Source organism: Massilia sp. UYP32, assembly GCF_050434365.1.
In the GTDB taxonomy this organism is placed as follows: domain Bacteria; phylum Pseudomonadota; class Gammaproteobacteria; order Burkholderiales; family Burkholderiaceae_D; genus Telluria; species Telluria timonae.
Window position 1 is genome coordinate 16683 of the sequence record NZ_JBNDIK010000014.1, and the last position, 17468, is coordinate 34150.

General features: G+C 65.7%; 16 protein-coding genes. 10 read left to right on the top strand and 6 right to left on the bottom strand.

The genetic code is table 11. The features are described 5' to 3' along the window. Positions 1–15: 15 nt before the first annotated feature. The gene (locus ABIB42_RS12515) at positions 16–459 is read right to left on the bottom strand and encodes an acyl-CoA thioesterase (RefSeq protein WP_219861664.1); all 444 of its coding nucleotides are present in this window, start codon (positions 457–459) and stop codon (positions 16–18) included. A 62-nt stretch (positions 460–521) separates the two neighbouring features. Here ABIB42_RS12515 and ABIB42_RS12520 point away from each other — a divergent pair, with 62 nt between their 5' ends. Next, complete coding sequence (locus ABIB42_RS12520; protein ID WP_429248417.1) at positions 522–2399, top strand: ABCB family ABC transporter ATP-binding protein/permease; 1878 nt, start codon at positions 522–524, stop codon at positions 2397–2399. A gap of 4 nt (positions 2400–2403) precedes the next feature. Here ABIB42_RS12520 and ABIB42_RS12525 read toward each other — a convergent pair whose 3' ends face one another. Both ABIB42_RS12525 and ABIB42_RS12530 read right to left on the bottom strand, forming a co-directional pair. Beyond that, positions 2404–3687, bottom strand: coding sequence for a metal-dependent hydrolase family protein (locus ABIB42_RS12525; protein WP_005664685.1), 1284 nt, complete (start codon positions 3685–3687; stop codon positions 2404–2406). A gap of 89 nt (positions 3688–3776) precedes the next feature. Then, positions 3777–5045, bottom strand: coding sequence for a dicarboxylate/amino acid:cation symporter (locus tag ABIB42_RS12530; protein WP_273161820.1), 1269 nt, complete (start codon positions 5043–5045; stop codon positions 3777–3779). 310 nt (positions 5046–5355) lie between these two features. Between ABIB42_RS12530 and pyrC the strand changes: the two genes are divergently transcribed. The 4 genes from pyrC to ABIB42_RS12550 are packed head-to-tail and all read left to right on the top strand — an operon-like array spanning position 5356 to position 8576. After that, positions 5356–6405 (top strand): dihydroorotase, encoded by a 1050-nt coding sequence (pyrC, locus tag ABIB42_RS12535; RefSeq protein ID WP_071361144.1) that lies wholly within the window; start codon positions 5356–5358, stop codon positions 6403–6405. A gap of 8 nt (positions 6406–6413) precedes the next feature. Then, entirely contained in the window at positions 6414–7205 is a 792-nt protein-coding gene (locus ABIB42_RS12540; protein ID WP_219861657.1) for a DUF3025 domain-containing protein, read from the top strand. Positions 7206–7219: 14 nt separating this feature from the next. Then, complete coding sequence (locus tag ABIB42_RS12545) at positions 7220–8209, top strand: Gfo/Idh/MocA family protein (protein ID WP_219861655.1); 990 nt, start codon at positions 7220–7222, stop codon at positions 8207–8209. A gap of 10 nt (positions 8210–8219) precedes the next feature. Next, on the top strand, positions 8220–8576 hold the full coding sequence (locus ABIB42_RS12550; RefSeq protein ID WP_005664693.1) for a glyoxalase superfamily protein: 357 nt from the start codon (positions 8220–8222) through the stop codon (positions 8574–8576). 12 nt (positions 8577–8588) lie between these two features. Here ABIB42_RS12550 and ABIB42_RS12555 read toward each other — a convergent pair whose 3' ends face one another. Next, positions 8589–9335 (bottom strand): hypothetical protein, encoded by a 747-nt coding sequence (locus ABIB42_RS12555; RefSeq protein ID WP_429248418.1) that lies wholly within the window; start codon positions 9333–9335, stop codon positions 8589–8591. A 182-nt stretch (positions 9336–9517) separates the two neighbouring features. Here ABIB42_RS12555 and ABIB42_RS12560 point away from each other — a divergent pair, with 182 nt between their 5' ends. Then, positions 9518–10255 carry an NYN domain-containing protein gene (locus tag ABIB42_RS12560; protein ID WP_005664697.1) on the top strand — a complete coding sequence of 246 codons (738 nt, stop codon included), beginning with the start codon at positions 9518–9520 and terminating at the stop codon, positions 10253–10255. 16 nt (positions 10256–10271) lie between these two features. On the opposite strand, the gene ABIB42_RS12565 is transcribed toward ABIB42_RS12560, so the two are convergent. Both ABIB42_RS12565 and recG read right to left on the bottom strand, forming a co-directional pair. Beyond that, positions 10272–10655, bottom strand: a complete 384-nt coding sequence (locus ABIB42_RS12565; RefSeq protein WP_157225435.1) for a hypothetical protein — start codon at positions 10653–10655, stop codon at positions 10272–10274. A 31-nt stretch (positions 10656–10686) separates the two neighbouring features. Continuing rightward, positions 10687–12747, bottom strand: coding sequence for an ATP-dependent DNA helicase RecG (recG, locus tag ABIB42_RS12570; protein ID WP_005664700.1), 2061 nt, complete (start codon positions 12745–12747; stop codon positions 10687–10689). A gap of 105 nt (positions 12748–12852) precedes the next feature. Between recG and queA the strand changes: the two genes are divergently transcribed. The 4 genes from queA to secD all read left to right on the top strand — a co-directional run bounded on the left by queA (position 12853) and on the right by secD (position 17464). Then, entirely contained in the window at positions 12853–13875 is a 1023-nt protein-coding gene (queA, locus tag ABIB42_RS12575) for a tRNA preQ1(34) S-adenosylmethionine ribosyltransferase-isomerase QueA (RefSeq protein WP_429248419.1), read from the top strand. 10 nt (positions 13876–13885) lie between these two features. Then, positions 13886–15025 (top strand): tRNA guanosine(34) transglycosylase Tgt, encoded by a 1140-nt coding sequence (gene tgt / locus ABIB42_RS12580; RefSeq protein WP_184239844.1) that lies wholly within the window; start codon positions 13886–13888, stop codon positions 15023–15025. 178 nt (positions 15026–15203) lie between these two features. Beyond that, positions 15204–15533 carry a preprotein translocase subunit YajC gene (gene yajC / locus ABIB42_RS12585; protein ID WP_005664704.1) on the top strand — a complete coding sequence of 110 codons (330 nt, stop codon included), beginning with the start codon at positions 15204–15206 and terminating at the stop codon, positions 15531–15533. 56 nt (positions 15534–15589) lie between these two features. Continuing rightward, complete coding sequence (secD, locus tag ABIB42_RS12590; protein WP_219861647.1) at positions 15590–17464, top strand: protein translocase subunit SecD; 1875 nt, start codon at positions 15590–15592, stop codon at positions 17462–17464. Positions 17465–17468: the final 4 nt, after the last annotated feature.

The following is a 17468-nucleotide window of genomic DNA, read 5'->3' on the forward strand; positions in this document are numbered from 1 at the left end:
CGGCGGCCTTTTTCTTTACCGGTGCGCCACCAGCGATTCGAGCGGCGGCAGCTGGCGCGGCTTGCGGTCCGGGCCGGTGGCGACATAGGTCAGCGTCGCCTCGGTCACCTTGACCACCTCGGCCGCCAGGCGGTTGCGCTCGGCGTACACCTCGACGAACACGGTGATCGAGGTGTTGCCGACCTTGGTGATGTCGGCGTAGAACGACAGCAGGTCGCCCACGAACACCGGGTTCTTGAACAGGAAGGAGTTGACGGCGATGGTCGCCACGCGGCCGTTGGCGCGGCGGGTGGCCGGCAGCGAGCCGGCCAGGTCGACCTGGGCCATGATCCAGCCGCCGAACACGTCGCCGTACACATTGGCGTCGGAAGGGGCGGGCATGACGCGCAGTTCCGGCATTTTGCCTGCGGGGAGGCGGACCGTGGTGGGCGTGGTGACGGTGTTGTCTAGCGTGGTCATCGTGAATTCTCGGTAAAAGCTACAATCGACCCGAATTGAACCATAAATCCCGAAGCCCCGTCATGCGCCGCAATTCCGCTCCACTCCCGCCCGATACCAAAGCTGGTCCCCGCAACGACTGGGCCACCCTCAAAACCCTGTTCCCCTACCTGTGGGTCTATAAATGGCGGGTGATGGCCGCCATGGCCGCGCTGGTCGGCGCAAAACTGGCCAACGTCGGCGTGCCGCTGGTGCTCAAGAAGATCATCGACGGCCTGGCGATCGACCCGGCCCACCCGCATGCGCTGCTCGTGCTGCCGCTCGGGCTGCTGGTCGGCTACGGCCTGCTGCGCCTGTCGATGACGGTGTTCACCGAGCTGCGCGAATTCCTGTTCGCGCGCGTCACCCAGCGCGCGGTGCGCACGATCGCGCTCAAGGTGTTCCGCCACCTGCACGCGCTGTCGCTGCGCTTCCACCTGAACCGCCAGACCGGCGGCATGACGCGCGACATCGAGCGCGGCACGCGCGGCGTCAATTCACTGATCTCGTATTCGCTGTTTAACATCTTGCCGACCCTGGTCGAGATCACGCTGGTGCTGGTCTACCTGGTGTTCAACTACGATATCTGGTTCACCATCATCACGGCGGTGGCGCTGGCGTCCTACATTAGCTTCACGGTGGTGGTCACCGAATGGCGCACGCACTTCCGGCGCACCATGAACGAGCTCGAATCGAAGGCGTCCACCAAGGCGATCGACTCGCTGCTCAACTACGAGACGGTCAAGTACTTCGGCAACGAGGACTACGAGGCGCGGCGTTACGACGAAGGCCTCAAGAACTACGAGAACGCCGGGGTGCGCTCGCAGACTTCGCTGTCCTTCCTGAACACCGGACAGTCGCTGATCATCGCGACCGCCGTCACGCTGATCCTGTGGCGCGCGACCGAGGGCGTCATCGCCGGCACCATGAGCCTGGGCGACCTGGTGCTGGTCAATACCTTCATGATCCAGCTCTACCTGCCGCTCAACTTCCTGGGCGTGATCTACCGCGAGATCAAGCAAAGCCTGGCCGACATGGAACGCCTGTTCGGCCTGCTGGACCAGAACCGCGAAGTGGCCGACAGTCCCAAGGCCCAGCCATTGGTGACGAAAGGCGCCGAGGTCGCGTTTTCGCACGTCGAGTTCAGCTACGAGGCCAAGCGGCAAATCCTGTTCGATGTCGACTTCACGATTCCCGCCGGGACCACGACCGCGGTGGTGGGGCATAGCGGCTCGGGCAAGTCGACCCTGTCGCGGCTGCTGTTCCGCTTCTACGACGTGAACGGCGGCGCGATCCGCATCGACGGCCAGGACCTGCGCGACATCACCCAGGAATCGCTGCGCGCCGCGATCGGCATCGTGCCGCAGGACACGGTGCTGTTCAACGACACGATCGAATACAACATCGCCTATGGCCGGCCCGGCGCCAGCCGAGAGGACATCGTGGCGGCCGCGCGCGCGGCCTCGATCCATGACTTCATCGAGAGCCTGCCGGACGGCTACGGGAGCATGGTGGGCGAGCGCGGCCTGAAACTGTCGGGCGGCGAAAAGCAGCGGGTGGCGATCGCGCGCACCTTGCTCAAGGATCCGGCGATCCTGATCTTCGACGAGGCCACGTCGGCCCTCGATTCACGCTCGGAGCAGGCGATCCAGGCGCAGCTGAAGGAGATCGCGAAGAACCGCACGACCCTGGTGATCGCGCACCGCCTGTCGACGATCGCCGATGCGCAGCAGATCATCGTGCTCGACCACGGCAGGATCGTCGAGCGCGGCACGCATTATTCGCTGCTGGCGGAGCAGGGCCTGTATGCGCAGATGTGGGAACGGCAGCTGGCGCGGCCGGACGAGGACGTGGCCTCGCCGCCGCTGGAAATGGCGGAGGGCATGGACGGCGCGCCATCCATGCCGAACACGCATTCCTGACGGCTCAGGGCTTCTTGTAGACCACGCCATCTTTCATTACAAACTTGACCTGCTCGAGCACTTTCACGTCCTGCAAGGGGTCGCCCTCGACCGCGATGATGTCGGCCGCGAAGCCCGCGTCGACCGCGCCCAGGCGCTTCGGCTGGTCGAGCAGGGTGGCCGCGTTCACGGTGGCCGAGCGGATCGCGTCGATCGGCGTCATGCCCGCTTCGACCATGTAGCCGAATTCCCTGGCGTTCTCGCCGTGCGGGAACACGCCGGCATCGGTGCCGAAGGCGATCTTCACGCCGGCCTTGTAGGCACGGCCGAAGGTGGCTTGCAGCTGTGGGCCGATCGCGGCCGCCTTCGGGCGCACCAGGGCCGAATAGTAATTCGGATCCTTCGCCTTGTCGGCCACGTAGCGGCCGGCCGAGATGGTCGGCACGTACCAGCCGCCGCCTTTCTTGAACAGGGCGATGACCTCGTCGTCCATCAGGGTGCCGTGCTCGATCGAGTCGACGCCGACGCGCAGCGCGCGCTTCATGCCTTCGGCGCCGTGGGCGTGGGCGGCGACGCGGAAACCGTAGTCCTTCGCGGTGCTCACCACGGCGCGCAGCTCGTCCTCGGTGTACTGCGAGTTGTGGCCGCTGGCGGCCTGGCTCAGGACGCCGCCGGTGGCGGTGACCTTGATCAGGTCGGCGCCGTCCTTGTAGCGGGTGCGCACCGCCTGGCGCGCTTCCTCGGGGCTGTTCAATACACCTTCGACCGGGCCGGGCGTGCCGATCTTTTCGGACAGGAAGTGCGACAGGTTGTTGGTCGGGTCGGCGTGGCCGCCGGTGGTGGCCAGCGATTTCCCGGCGGTGAACATGCGCGGACCCGGCACTTCGCCGGCGGCGATGGCGCGCTTGAGCGAGATGTTCAGGTTGTCGGCGGCGCCCAGGTCGCGCACCGTGGTGAAGCCGGCCATCAGGGTGCGCTCGGCGTACTTCACCGAACGATAGGCCATGTCGGCCGGATTGGCGGCCAGGCGGTCGCGATAGGCGTCGACCGCGGGCTGGGTTTCGCTGGTCAGGTGCACGTGCATGTCGATCAGGCCCGGCAGGCAGCTGTGGCGCGACAGGTCGATGTTGCCGGCCTGCTGGGTCATCGGCCCCACCGACACGATGCTGCCGTTCTCGATCACGATGCTGACGCGCTCGCGCCAGGCGCCTTTCTGGACGTCCAGCAGCCGGCCGCAGTCGACCGTCTGGGTGGCGGCGTGCGCGCTGTTCAGGGCCAGCAGCATGCCGGCGGCAACCATCTGTTTCATCTCTCGCTCCCTCTTTTCATTATTGACGCATAAAAAAAGGCCCTCCATCGCTGGAAGGCCCTGGTGCTACAAGCAGCCGTTCGCCACGCTTATCGCAGCGGTGAGACGGCCGGTTCCTTGTTCGGTTCTCCCAGGTCGCCCTCCCACTTGGCGACGACGGCGGTGGCGATGCCGTTGCCGATCACGTTGGTGGCCGAGCGCGCCATGTCCAGGAAGTGGTCGATCGCCAGCAGCAGCAGGAGGCCCGCTTCCGGGATGTCGAACTGGTTCAGGGTGGCCGCGATCACGACCAGCGAGGCGCGCGGCACGCCGGCCATGCCCTTCGAGGTCAGCATCAGCACCAGCATCATGGTGATCTGGGTGCCCAGCGACAGCTCGATGCCGTAGGCCTGGGCGATGAAGACGGCGGCGAAGGTGCAGTACATCATCGAGCCGTCCAGGTTGAACGAGTAGCCGATCGGCAGCACGAACGAGGCCAGGCGGTTCTTGACGCCGAAGCGCTCCAGGCTTTCCAGGGTGCGCGGGAAGGCGGCTTCGGACGAGGCGGTCGAGAAGGCCAGCACGGTCGGGCCGCGCAGCTCGGAGATCAGGCGCAGGATGCGCGGGCCGATCACGGCCATGCCGATGCCGATCAGGACGATCCACAGCAGCGCGATGCCGAAGTAGAACTGGGCCATGAAGATGCCATAGGTCGACAGCACGCCCAGGCCGCTCTTGGCGATGATGCCGGCCACCGCCGCGAACACCGCGATCGGGGCGAAGTTCATCACGTAGCCGGTCAGCTTGAGCATCACGTGGGCGACGCCGTCGATGACGTCGATCATCGGCGTGGCGCGCGCGCCGACGGCGGCGGCCGCGGTGCCGAAGAACAGCGAGAACACCACGATCTGCAGGATCTCGTTCTTGGCCATGCCGTCGACGATCGAGGTCGGGATCAGGTGGGTGATGAAGTCCTTCATCGTCAGGCTGCCGCTGGTGATGCCCGACGTCGCGTCGACCGGCGGCATCATGCCCGCCGCGTGCAGCGCGTCGCCCGGACGGAAGATGTTCACCAGGACCAGGCCCAGCGACAGCGAGATGACCGAGGCGATCATGAACCAGCCCAGCGCCTTGACGCCGATGCGGCCGACTTCCTTGGCGTCGCCCATCCTGGCGATGCCGACCACCAGGGTCGCGAACACCAGCGGCGCGATGATCATCTTGATCAGGCGGAGGAACATCGTGGTAATCAGCGACATCGTGTCGGAGAAGCTCGTCGCGCCCGCCGTATCCGTATTGGCGTTGACCAGGTAGCCGACCACGATGCCGACCACCAGGGCGATCATGATGAAGGTAGTCAGGCGGTTTCGATTGTTCATAAAGCTTCCTGTCGTGTGGACCTGTGCAGGGCCGGCAACGGCGCATCGCGCTGTCGCTGGCGGATTGTTCGGGCAGTGACCGGTTTTCGAGGACCGAAGGCCGGGTGATTCTGAAGATTATGGCAAGTTCCGCAGTATCCTAGGCACTGTTAGTGCTGTCAAGCATGCTTACAAGGTTGACGTAACGGTATCCCGGCTACCCCGCCTGCATGCCTGGCCGGTCAATACAGGCGCCGTTCCGAGGTGCGTCAAACGCACCTTCGGGGCCGCCGCGCGGGTAAAATACGGCATTCGTTTTTCGAGAGCCGCCATGTCCACCATCGAGACCCCAGACACCATTACCATCACCCGTCCAGACGACTGGCACCTGCACCTGCGCGACGGCGCGGCGATGGCCAGCGTATTGCCGCACAGCGCACGACAGTTCGGCCGCGCGATCGTGATGCCGAATCTGCGCCCGCCTGTGACCACGGCCGCCGCCGCCCTCGAGTACCGCGCCCGCATCCTGGCCGCGCTGCCGGAGGGCATGCGCTTCGAGCCCTTGATGACGCTGTACCTGACCGACAACACCAATCCGGACGAGATCCGCCGCGCCCAGGACACCGGTTTCATCCATGCGGTCAAGCTATATCCGGCCGGCGCCACCACCAACTCGGACGCCGGCGTCACCGACCTGAAAAAGTGCTACAAGACGCTGGAAGTGATGCAGGAAGTCGGCATGCCACTGCTGGTGCATGGCGAAGTCACCGACAACGAGATCGACCTGTTCGACCGCGAAGCCGTGTTCATCGAGCGCGTGATGCGCCCGCTGCGCAAGGACATGCCGGCCCTGAACGTGGTGTTCGAACACATCACCACCAAGGACGCGGCCCAGTACGTGGCCGAAGCCGAGGGCCCGATCGCGGCCACCATCACCGCCCACCACCTGCTGTACAACCGCAACGAGATCTTCCGCGGCGGCATCCGCCCGCATTTCTACTGCCTGCCGGTGCTCAAGCGCGAAGAACATCGCCTGGCGCTGGTCACCGCCGCCACCAGCGGCGACGAGCGCTTCTTCCTGGGCACCGACTCGGCCCCGCACGCGGTGCACACCAAATATGCCGCCTGCGGCTGCGCCGGCTGCTACACCGCGCTGCACGCGATGGAGATGTACACCGAAGCCTTCGCCCAGGCCGGCGCGCTCGACAAGCTGGAAGCCTTCGCCAGCTTCAACGGCCCGGCCTTCTACAACCTGCCGCGCAACGAGGGCACCATCACGCTCAAGCGCGAAAGCTGGACCCTGCCTGAGTCGGTGCCGATGGGCGAACACCAGCTGGTGCCGCTGAACGCGGGCGAGAGCATCAACTGGAAGATGGTGTAAGCACTACCGTGCTGCCACCGATCGATTGGGCGCAGCCGTGGTACGACACGGTGCGCCCGGCATTCGAGCGCGCCGCGCCGCCGCCGGATGGCTTCATCGACGCCTTCAACGCGGCGGCGCGCGAACTCGACCTGCGTAATGGCGCCGGCATGCCGTTGTCCTTCGTGCCGCAAGCCGCGCTGCCGGAAGGGATGGCGTATGAAGAATTCATCGGCGCCACCGGCCAGGTGCCGACCCGCGACAACCTGCACGATTTCTTCAATGCGCTGGTATGGCAGACCTTCCCGGGTATCAAGCGCGCGCTGAACGCGTTGCAGGCGGCGCAGATCGCGCAGGCCGGCGTCGGCAAGTCGCGCGGGCCGGCGCGCGACGCCGCCACCATCTTCGACGAGAACGCGGCCTTGCTGGTGGTGCGCGACAATGACGCCGGGCGCGCGCTGGTCGAGGACTTGCGTGCGCACCGCTGGCTGGAGGCCCTGTACGATAAGCGTGACTTGTTCGGCAGGGACGCCGAGGTCTGGCTGTTCGGCCACGCGCTGATGGAAAAGCTGGTGGCGCCGCGCAAGGCGATCACCGCGCATACGCGGGTGGTGGTCGCCGGCGACGACTACTTTGCGCTGGCGCCGGACGCGCGTCGCGCCTGGCTCGACCGCGAGGTGGCGGCCGGCCTGGCGGGCGAGGCCCTGGCGCCGGGCGGCTTCACGCCCCTGCAGGTGCTGGGCATTCCAGACTGGTGGCCCGGACAAGACCCTGACTTTTATCTGGATACGACTGTGTTCCGTCCAAAGCGGACGGCTTGAATTGGGAGAAGCCGATGGCTGAAGCGGTACGCTGGGGAATTCTCGGCACGGGCAAGATTTCGCGCGCCTTTGCCAATGCACTGAAGGACGTGCCGGGCGCCGTGCTGGCCGCCGTGGGCTCGCGCAGCCCGGACAAGGCCGCGGCCTTCGCCGAGGAGTTCGGCGCGCTGGCCAGCTACGGCTCGTGCGAGCTGCTGGCCCAGGCCGAGGGCATCGACCTGATCTACATCGGCACGCCGCATCCGGAACATGCCGGCAACGCCTTGATGGCGCTGCGCGCCGGCAAGGGCGTGCTGTGCGAGAAGCCGTTCACGATGAACCTGCGCGAGGCCGAGCAGGTGGTGACCCTGGCGCGCTCGAAGCGCCTGTTCCTGATGGAGGCGATGTGGACGCGCTACCTGCCGGCCTACCTGGAAGTGAAGCGCATCCTGGCCTCGGGCGAGATCGGCACTCCGCGCCAGGTCGTCGCCGACTTCGGCTTCGCCGCCGCCTTCGGCCCCGAGCACCGCGTCTTCAATCCCGATCTCGGCGGCGGCGCGCTGCTCGACCTGGGCATCTATCCGCTGTCGGTCGCGGCCGGCCTCCTGGGTCCCGTGCTCGAAGTGCGCGCGCAAGCCCAGATGGGACCGACCGGCGTCGACGTGCAGACCGGCTTCACGCTCAAGCATGAAGGCGGCGCCATGTCGGTGTGCAGCTGCTCCTTCCTGGCGCGCTCGCCGGCCGAGCTGACCGTGTCGGGCGAGCGCGGCCAGGTGCGGATGAACACCATGTTCCACCGCGCGACCTCGGTCACCGTCAAGCTCGAAGACGGCAGCGAGCGCACGATCGAGACCCCGTATCTCGGCAACGGCTATGTGCACGAGGCGATCGAAGCCCAGCGCTGCTGGCGGCAGGGGCTGCTGGAAAGCCCGTCGATGACGCAGGACGAGACGCTGGCGCTGATGGGCGTGATGGACGAGATCCGGCGCCAGATCGGCCTGCGCTACGCGGCCGACCGCGCTTGAGGCGGGCGTCATGAAGCTCGGGAGCGTCACGCCGATCCTGCGCATTTTTGATGAAGCCAGGGCGCGCGAGTTCTATGTCGACTACCTCGGCTTCACGGTCGACTGGGACCACCGCTTCGGCCCCGGCATGCCGCTCTACCTGCAGGTGTCGCGCGGCGACTGCGTGTTGCACCTGAGCGAGCATCACGGCGATTGCTGCCCTGGCGCGGCGCTGCGCATCGAGGTCGACGACATCGATGACCTGCATGCCGAGCTGGCTGCCAAACAATATGGTTATGCGCGGCCCGCGATCGAAGATACGCCGTGGGAAACGCGCGAGTTGAGCGTCAAGGATCCGTTCGGGAACCGGCTGACCTTTGCCGGCTAGCGGGCCGGGATCCTACTTTGGCGCGGTGGCGGCATCCAGCCGTTTGAACAGCTCCCGGTGCAGTTCCCGCGTATGCTTTTCCATGTGCGTGCGCGCATGCTTGACCTCCTTCAGCTCGCGCTGCGCCACCGCCTCCTTGCCGTTGGCAAGCGCCCATAGCGCCAGTTCGACGCGCGCCTCGATGCTGCCGAAGCGTTCGACCACGGCCTCGAATTCGGCGCCTGCCTCGTCCTGCCGACCATCAGCGGCATAGGCGCGGCCCAGCGCCAGCCCGACTTCGCCGGCGCGAAAATCCGGACGCTTCGACTGCAGCGGCGCCAGCAGCGCAATCGCCGCCGCCGGCTGCCCGTGCGCCGCATTGGCGCGCGCGGCGCCCAGGATGACCTCGGGATCGCCCGCGAACGGTCCGTTCAGGCAGGCGTCGTAATGGCGCACCGCTTCCTCCGATTCGCCGGCTTCCAGCAGCGCGGCGGCCAGGCGCATCTGGTTGTGGGCGGTCGGCGTCAGGTCGAACGCGCTCCGTGCGTCGCGCACGTCGCGGCCAGCATCGAGACTCTTCTGGAGCGCCCGCCCGGCGATGCGGCCACGGCGCTCGAGGCGCGAGGCCGGGAGGTATTCCACGACGAAGTAGGCGAGGCTGCCGAGCAGCGGGAACGAGAACAGGATCAGCAGCCAGTACAGCTGGCGACCGTTGCGCACGGCGTGGATCGCGAAGAAGAGGGCGATGAGGAAGTGCAGTCCAAGTCCGATGAGTGGCATTGCAGGTTCCGGGTTCAGTGTTGGTCGGGAAGACAACAAAGATAGCCGACCTCGCAGCCTGGATGTCTCACCGATTCCCACAGTGCGTTCCTCGCAACAGCGTTAGCGGATCGTGAGGCAGGGCGTGTTTATCCAGCCGAGATCCTGCTAGAGTGAAACGCAATTGCCCAAAAGGAACTCATATGACCCCGGACCAGAATGTCGCCGTCCTCGTGGACTGCGAGAATGCGCAGCCGACCGTGATCGGCGAGGCGATGCAGCTTGCATCGACCCTCGGACGGGTGGCCTTGCGGCGGGGTTACGGTAACCACACGGCCCTGGCGAGCAAATGGCAGGACGTGCTGGTGCGCCATGGGTTCGCCCCCTGCATGCAATTCCAATATGTGGCCGGCAAGAATACGGCGGACATCGCGCTGGCGCTGGATGCGCTGGAGATGCTGCTGGACCGGCGCGCCGACCGTTTCGTCATCGTCACCAGCGATTCCGATTTCGTCGGCCTGTGCCGCAAGCTGCAGGAGCGCGGCGCCAGCGTGCATGTCTTCGGTGAGGCGAAAACACCGGCGGCCTTGCGCCACGCCTGCGACAGGTTCCATGAATCGGCCCGGCCGGCGCCGCCGGAGGCCGCGCCGGCACCTGCAGCGGCTGTGGCGGCCGTCAAGCGCAGGCCGAGGTTCGTGGTCGAGGCGGTACGCTCGCTGGCGCTGTCATCGCCCGATGGCCGGGTCGATCTCGGCGCGCTGGGCAACCATCTGAGGGCGGCTCACCCCGGCTTTTCCCACGCGGCCTATGGGTACAAGAACCTGCGCACGATGCTCGAGGCGTACGATCTGTTGCGGATGCACCAGACCGAAGGAGGCCACTGCCGTGTGGGCCTGGCGTCGGACGGTGCCCCGCAGCCAGCCATCCTGCACGCGGTATAGCCCCGGCGCGGAACGCTCAATCCGGGACCGGCGCATCCACGATATGCCGCACGTCGAGCGCGCGGATGCGCGGCTCGACATAGTAGCCGCCCGCTTCCACATAGCTGAGGCAGTAGCGCAGGCACACGCGGCATTGCTGGACCGCGCAGCGGTTGTATGGGAAATAGTGGAGGGCGATCGGCGCGTCCGGCGACCAGTAATTGGTCCCGTGCGGATGGTATTCGGCGAAGGTCGGATCAAAGTAGGGATCGCCGGCCAGCGTGCCGGCCGGGCGCATCTGCGCTTGCGGGAACGATACCGGCGTGCGCGTCCACCCAGGGTAACTCGCGATCTCGCATGCGCAACTGTCCGGCGCTGGCGCCGAGGCCGAGGCCAGGGCGCGCAGTTCATCGATACTCAATGGTTGTTCCGGCTTCATCGTCTTCTTTCGATCAGACCTTCAGGAATTCCTCGCGCCCACCCAGCCAGCGCGCCAGGTGCGCATCGACCACCGCGATCTTCTCGGGCTTTTCGCCGTCGAGCAGATACTGCGCCACGTCGCGCGCCCGGTCGACCAGCCAGCCATCGAGCTCCAGGTCGGCAAAGCGCAGCATCGCCTGGCCCGACTGGCGCGCGCCCAGGAATTCTCCCGGGCCGCGGATCTCCAGGTCGCGCCGCGCGATCTCGAAGCCGTCGGTGGTCTCGCGCATCGTCATCAGGCGCTGCTTGGCCACCTGGCCCAGCGGCGATTGATACAGCAGCAGGCACACCGAGGCCGCCGAGCCGCGACCCACGCGCCCACGCAGCTGGTGCAGCTGCGACAGGCCGAAGCGCTCGGCATGCTCGATCACCATCAGGGACGCATTCGGCACGTCGACGCCGACCTCGATCACGGTGGTCGCCACCAGCACGTGCACCTGGCCGGCCGTGAACGCATCCATCACTTCCTGCTTTTCGAGCGGCTTCATGCGGCCATGCACCAGCCCCACCTGCAGCTCGGGCAGCGATTCGGCCAGGGTCTCGTAGGTCTCGGTCGCGGTCTGCAATTGCAGGGCTTCGGATTCCTCGATCAGCGGGCAGACCCAGTACACTTGCCGGCCTTCGAGCGCCGCTGCGTAGACGCGTTCGATCACTTCGTCGCGCCGCATCTGGTCGATCGCGCGCGTGACGATCGGGCTGCGGCCCGGCGGCAGCTCGTCGATCACCGACACCTCGAGGTCGGCGTAATACGTCATCGCCAGCGTGCGCGGGATCGGGGTGGCCGACATCATGAGCTGGTGCGGCACCAGGCCGTCGCTGCCCTTGTTGCGCAGGGTGAGGCGCTGGCCGACGCCGAAGCGGTGCTGTTCGTCGACGATCACCAGGCCCAGTTTCGCGAACTGCACCGTGTCCTGGATCAGCGCATGGGTGCCGATCACCAGGTTCGCCTCGCCCGACTCGATCAACTCGTTGGAGGCGGCCTTCTCTTTTTTCTTGAGGCTGCCGGTGAGCCAGGCGACTTTCACGCCGAGCGGCTCCATCCAGGCCGCGATCTTCCTGAAATGCTGCTCGGCCAGGATCTCGGTCGGCGCCATCAGCGCCGCCTGATAGCCGCTGTCGATCGCCTGCGCGGCGGCCAGCGCCGAGACCACGGTCTTGCCGCTGCCGACGTCGCCCTGCAGCAGGCGCTGCATCGGATAGCCTTCTGCTAGGTCCGTGCGGATCTCTTCGACCACGCGCTGCTGGGCGCCGGTGAGCTTGAACGGCAGCGCCGCCAGGAAGGCTTCGGACAACTTGCCCACTGCACGTAGATGCGGCGCGCCTTTTTCGCGCCGCGCGCGCTGCGCCCGTTTCAGCGACAGCTGCTGCGCCAGCAGCTCGTCGAACTTCATGCGTTCCCAGGCCGGATGCGACTTCTCTCCCAGCGCATGTTCGTCGACGTCGGCCGGCGGATAGTGCAGCAGCTTCACGGCCGGCTCGAAGTCGATCAGTCCCATCTTGGCGCGGATGCCGGCAGGGACGGTATCGCTCCAGTCGATCCGCTTCATCGCATCGGCGATCGCGCGCCGCAGCACCGTCTGCGACAGGCCTTCGCCGGCCGGGTAGACGGGCGTGAGTGAATTCGGCAGCGGCGCGCCTTCGTTGACCACTTTATAAGCGGGGTGCACCATCTCGGCCCCGAAGAAGCCGTGTTTCAGTTCGCCACGCGCCCGGATGCGCACGCCTTCGGCCATCTGCTTGACCTGGCTGCCATAGAAGTTCATGAAGCGCAGCAGCAGATCGCCCGATTCGTCGGCGATGGTCACCAGCAGCTGGCGCCGCGGCTTGAACGAGATTTCGTTCTTGGTCACCACGCCTTCGACCTGCGACACGTGGCCGCCGCGCAGGCAAGCCTCGCGGATGGACACGATCTGGGTCTCGTCCTCGTAGCGCATCGGCAGGTGCAATACCAGGTCCATGTCGCTGCGCAGTCCGAGGCGGGCGAGCTTGCTTTCGAGGGTCTTGGGTGGATTTGTGGTCTTGGAGGCGGGCATATCGCGGCAAAATGGCGCTCGCTGGCGTAAAATAGAAGGTTCGCCATCAGCGCTGGAGCCTGTATTGTAAAGCTGGCAGCGCTTATTTTCCCAGAATTGAGAATAATGTACTCGCTTTCCGATTTCGACTTCGAGCTGCCCCCCGAGCGCATCGCGCAGCTGCCGCTGCCGGACCGCAGCGCCTCACGCCTTTTGCAGCTCGACGGTGATCAGATCCTTGATCGCCATTTCTCCGACATCGTCGACCAGCTCCAGCCGGGCGACCTCTTGGTGATGAACAATACCCGCGTGCTCAAGGCGCGCTTCTTCGGCGTCAAGGAAACCGGCGGCCAGGTCGAGGTGCTGGTCGAGCGCGTGCTCGACGACCGCACCGTGCTGGCCCAGGTGCGCGCTTCCAAATCGCCCAAGCCGGGCAACCGCATCCGCCTGGCCGATGCCTTCGACGTCACCACCGGCGCACGCGCCGGCGAATTCTTTACGCTCCACTTCGAGGGCGACGTGTTCGAGCTGATCGAAGCCCACGGCCGCCTGCCGCTGCCGCCGTATATCGAGCACAGCGCCGACGAATTCGACGAGCAGCGCTACCAGACCGTGTACTCGAAAGAGCCGGGCGCGGTCGCCGCCCCGACGGCCGGCCTGCACTTCGACCAGCCGCTGCTCGACAAGTTGGCGCAAAAAGGCGTCAAGTTCGCCTACGTCACCCTGCACGTCGGCGCCGGCACCTTCCAGCCGGTGCGGGTCGAGGATTTGAGCGAGCACAAGATGCACACCGAGTGGTACACCATCTCGCAAGAGACGGTGGACGCGGTGCGCGCCGCGAAAGCGGCGGGCCGCGACGTGGTCGCCGTCGGCACCACCAGCCTGCGCGCGCTGGAATCGGCCTCGCAAAGCGGCGAGCTGGTCGCCGGCAGCGCCGATACCGCGCTGTTCATCACGCCCGGCTACACCTTCAAGACCGTCACACGCCTGGTCACCAACTTCCACCTGCCCAAGTCGACCCTGCTGATGCTGGTGTCGGCCTTCGCCGGCTTTGAACCGATCCGCAAGGCCTATGCGCATGCGATCGCCAACGAATACCGCTTCTTCAGCTATGGCGACGCCATGCTGCTGACGACCACTTCACGTTGATAGAAAAACGATGCTCGAATTTACTCTGCTCAAGAAAGACACCAGCGGCCTGTCGCACGCCCGCCGCGGCCGCCTGAAGCTGAACCACGGTACCATCGAAACCCCGATCTTCATGCCGGTCGGCACCTACGGTTCGGTCAAGGCCATGTCGCCGGTCGAACTCAAGGAAGTCGGCTCGCAGATCATCCTGGGTAACACCTTCCACCTGTGGCTGCGTCCCGGCGTGGACGTGATGAACAAGTTCGGCGGCCTGCATCAATTCATGGGCTGGGACAAGCCGATCCTGACCGACTCGGGCGGCTTCCAGGTGTTTTCGCTCGGCGCCATGCGCAAGATCACGGAAGAGGGCGTCAAGTTCGCCTCGCCGATCGATGGCTCGCGCCAGTTCCTGTCGCCCGAGATCTCGATGCAGATCCAGCGCGCGCTGAACTCGGACATCGTGATGCAGTTCGACGAATGCACGCCCTATGAAATCGACGGCCGCCCGGCCACCGCGGAAGAAGCGGCCAAGTCGATGCGCATGTCGCTGCGCTGGGCCCAGCGTTCGATGAACGAATTCACCGGCGGCGGCAACCCGAACGCGCTGTTCGGCATCGTCCAGGGCGGCATGTACGAGCACCTGCGCGACGAGTCGCTGGCCGGCCTCGAGGACATTAATTTCCCGGGCCTGGCGATCGGCGGCCTGTCGGTGGGCGAACCGAAGGAAGACATGAAGCGCATCCTGGCCCACGTCGGCCCGCGCCTGCCCGAGAACAAGCCGCACTACCTGATGGGCGTCGGCACGCCGGAAGACCTGGTCGACGGCGTGGCGAACGGCGTCGACATGTTCGACTGCGTGATGCCGACCCGGAATGCGCGCAATGGCTGGCTGTTCACCCGCTTCGGCGACGTCAAGATCAAGAATGCGCGCTACAAGGACGACCAGGCGCCGCTGGACGAGAGCTGCGATTGCTATTGCTGCAAGAACTTCTCGCGCGCCTACCTGCACCATCTGCACCGCTCGAACGAAATCCTGGGCGCCCGCCTGAACACGATCCACAACCTGCATTACTACCTGAAACTCATGCAGGAAATGCGCGATGCCATCGATGCCGACCGTTTCAACGAGTTCCGCATCGAGTTCAATGCGGGCCGCGCGCGCGGCGTGTAAGCACTTGCTTACCCGCTGAGCCGGGCGCTGCCGTATTGACGGCGGCGCCGGAATTTAATTTCTAGCAAGCTCTTGCAATACCGAAAAGCAAGATCACCTACCTCCAGATTTGGTTTTCGGCGACTGGCCGATGCTAGAATACACCGCTTATTTTTTTAACTTCACAATCGGAGTTCTTGTGTTCATTTCCAACGCTTACGCGCAAACCGCCGCCGCTGACCCAGGCATCATGGGCAGCCTGACGACCTTCCTGCCGCTGATCCTGATGTTCGTGGTCATGTACTTCCTGATGATCCGTCCTCAGCAGAAACGCCAGCGCGAGCTGAAAGCGATGATGGATGCACTGACCAAGGGCGATGAAGTCGTCACCGCTGGCGGCATCGTGGGCCGCGTCTCGAAAGTGACCGACGCCTACGTGACCCTGGAGATCGCCACCGGCACCGAAATCACCGTGCAGAAGAACGCAGTGACCACCCTGCTGCCGAAGGGCACCCTGAAAGCCCTGTAAGAGCAAGCTCCGTGCGGCCCGCGAGCCGCACTGCCCAACCTGAACGCCGGAACACTATGAATCGCTATCCCGTCTGGAAATACCTAATGATCGTCATCGCGCTGCTGCTCGGCGCGTTGTACACGGCGCCTAACTACTTCGGCGAAACGCCGGCGTTGCAGGTGACATCGGGCCGTTCGACCCTGAACATCACCAGCGCCTCCACCACCCTGGTCGAGGATGCGCTCAAGCGTGCCGGCATTCCCCATACCGGACTCTCCCTCGAAGGCACCGGTCACACGACGTCGGTGCGTGTGCGCTTCGCCGGCACCGAAGAACAATTCAAGGCCAAGCTGGCCCTGGAACGCGAACTGAACCGCGACCCGGCCAACCCCGATTACATCGTCACCGTCAACCTGGTCACCAATACCCCGGCCTGGATGGAAAAGATCGGCGCCGGCCCGATGAGCCTCGGCCTCGACTTGCGCGGCGGCGTGCACTTCCTGCTGCAGGTCAATACCAGGGACGTGATCGACAACAAGGTCAAGGCGCTGCAGGCCAGCGTGCGCAGCAACCTGCGCGACGAGAACGTGCGCCACGCCGGCATCGAGCGCGTGGGCGACACCATCGAAGTGCGCTTCCGCGACGCCGCGACCCGCTCCGCCGCACGCAATGTGCTGACCTCGCGCTCGAACGAGCTGAACTTCGCCGACGCCGCCGACGGCGCCGACCAGAAGCTGGTCGTCAGCCTCAAGCCGGACGCGATCAAGCGCAGCGTCGAAGACGGCGTCAAGCAGAACATCGTGACCCTGTCCAAGCGTATCAATGAGCTGGGCACCACCGAGCCGATCATCCAGCAGCAGGGCGCCGACCGCATCGTGGTCCAGCTGCCGGGCGTGCAGGACGTGGCGCGCGCCAAGGACATCATCGGCCGCACCGCGACCCTCGAGCTGCGCATGGTCGACCAGACCGTGACCCCGGGCACCGAGCTGTCGGCCGCCATCCCGCTCAATTCCGAGCTGTTCACCGAAGGCCGCGGCGCCCCAGTCGTGCTGTCGCGCGACATCATCCTGACCGGCGACTACATCTCGAGCGCCACCGCCAGCTTCGACCAGAACCAGCAGCCCGCCGTCTCGATCGACCTCAACGGCGACGGCGGCCGCCGCATCCGCCAGGCGACCCGCGACAACGTCGGCAAGCGCATGGCGATCCTGCTGAAAGAGAAGGGCGTCTACAACGTGCTGTCGGCCCCGACCATCCAGAGCGAACTGGGTTCGACCTTCCAGATCACCAATATGGGCACCTCGCAGGACGCCAACGAACTGGCCCTGCTGCTGCGCTCCGGCGCGTTGTCGGCGCCGATGGAATTCGTCGAGGAACGCGTGATCGGCCCGCAGCTGGGCGCCGAGAACATCGAACGCGGCCTGCACTCGACCATCTGGGGCTTCGTGGCGATCGCGGTCTTCATGATCGTCTACTACCACCTGTTCGGCGTGTTCTCGGCGCTGGCGCTGGCGGCCAACGTGCTGTTCCTGCTGGCCCTGCTGTCGATCCTGGGTATTACGCTTACCCTGCCGGGCATCGCCGCCATCGCGCTGGCGCTGGGCGTCGCGATCGACTCCAACGTGCTGGTCAACGAGCGCATCCGCGAAGAGTTGCGCGCCGGCGCCCCGCCGCAGGCGGCGATCGCGGCCGGTTCCAAGCACGCCTGGGACACCATCGTCGACTCCAACGTGACCACCCTGATCGTCGGCCTGGCGCTGCTGATCTTCGGTTCCGGTCCGGTGCGCGGCTTCGCCGTCGTGCACTGCCTGGGCATCCTGACCTCGATGTTCTCGGCGGTTGTCGTGGCCCGTGGCTTCGCCAACCTGTGGTACGGCCGCAAGAAGAAACTGACCAAGATTTCGATCGGCACGGTCTGGCAGCCGGGCATGTCGCCCACCAAGAAGTAAGGAC

Bases quoted from the DNA above. Each gene is read 5' to 3' on its own strand.
- ABIB42_RS12560 (WP_005664697.1), top strand. From the start codon at position 9,518: ATGACCCCGGACCAGAATGTCGCCGTCCTCGTGGACTGCGAGAATGCG.
- secD (WP_219861647.1), top strand. From the start codon at position 15,590: ATGAATCGCTATCCCGTCTGGAAATACCTAATGATCGTCATCGCGCTG.
- ABIB42_RS12545 (WP_219861655.1), top strand. From the start codon at position 7,220: ATGGCTGAAGCGGTACGCTGGGGAATTCTCGGCACGGGCAAGATTTCG.
- pyrC (WP_071361144.1), top strand. From the start codon at position 5,356: ATGTCCACCATCGAGACCCCAGACACCATTACCATCACCCGTCCAGAC.
- ABIB42_RS12515 (WP_219861664.1), bottom strand. From the start codon at position 459: ATGACCACGCTAGACAACACCGTCACCACGCCCACCACGGTCCGCCTC.
- ABIB42_RS12530 (WP_273161820.1), bottom strand. From the start codon at position 5,045: ATGAACAATCGAAACCGCCTGACTACCTTCATCATGATCGCCCTGGTG.
- ABIB42_RS12520 (WP_429248417.1), top strand. From the start codon at position 522: ATGCGCCGCAATTCCGCTCCACTCCCGCCCGATACCAAAGCTGGTCCC.
- tgt (WP_184239844.1), top strand. From the start codon at position 13,886: ATGCTCGAATTTACTCTGCTCAAGAAAGACACCAGCGGCCTGTCGCAC.
- ABIB42_RS12555 (WP_429248418.1), bottom strand. From the start codon at position 9,335: ATGCCACTCATCGGACTTGGACTGCACTTCCTCATCGCCCTCTTCTTC.
- queA (WP_429248419.1), top strand. From the start codon at position 12,853: ATGTACTCGCTTTCCGATTTCGACTTCGAGCTGCCCCCCGAGCGCATC.
- recG (WP_005664700.1), bottom strand. From the start codon at position 12,747: ATGCCCGCCTCCAAGACCACAAATCCACCCAAGACCCTCGAAAGCAAG.
- ABIB42_RS12525 (WP_005664685.1), bottom strand. From the start codon at position 3,687: ATGAAACAGATGGTTGCCGCCGGCATGCTGCTGGCCCTGAACAGCGCG.
- ABIB42_RS12550 (WP_005664693.1), top strand. From the start codon at position 8,220: ATGAAGCTCGGGAGCGTCACGCCGATCCTGCGCATTTTTGATGAAGCC.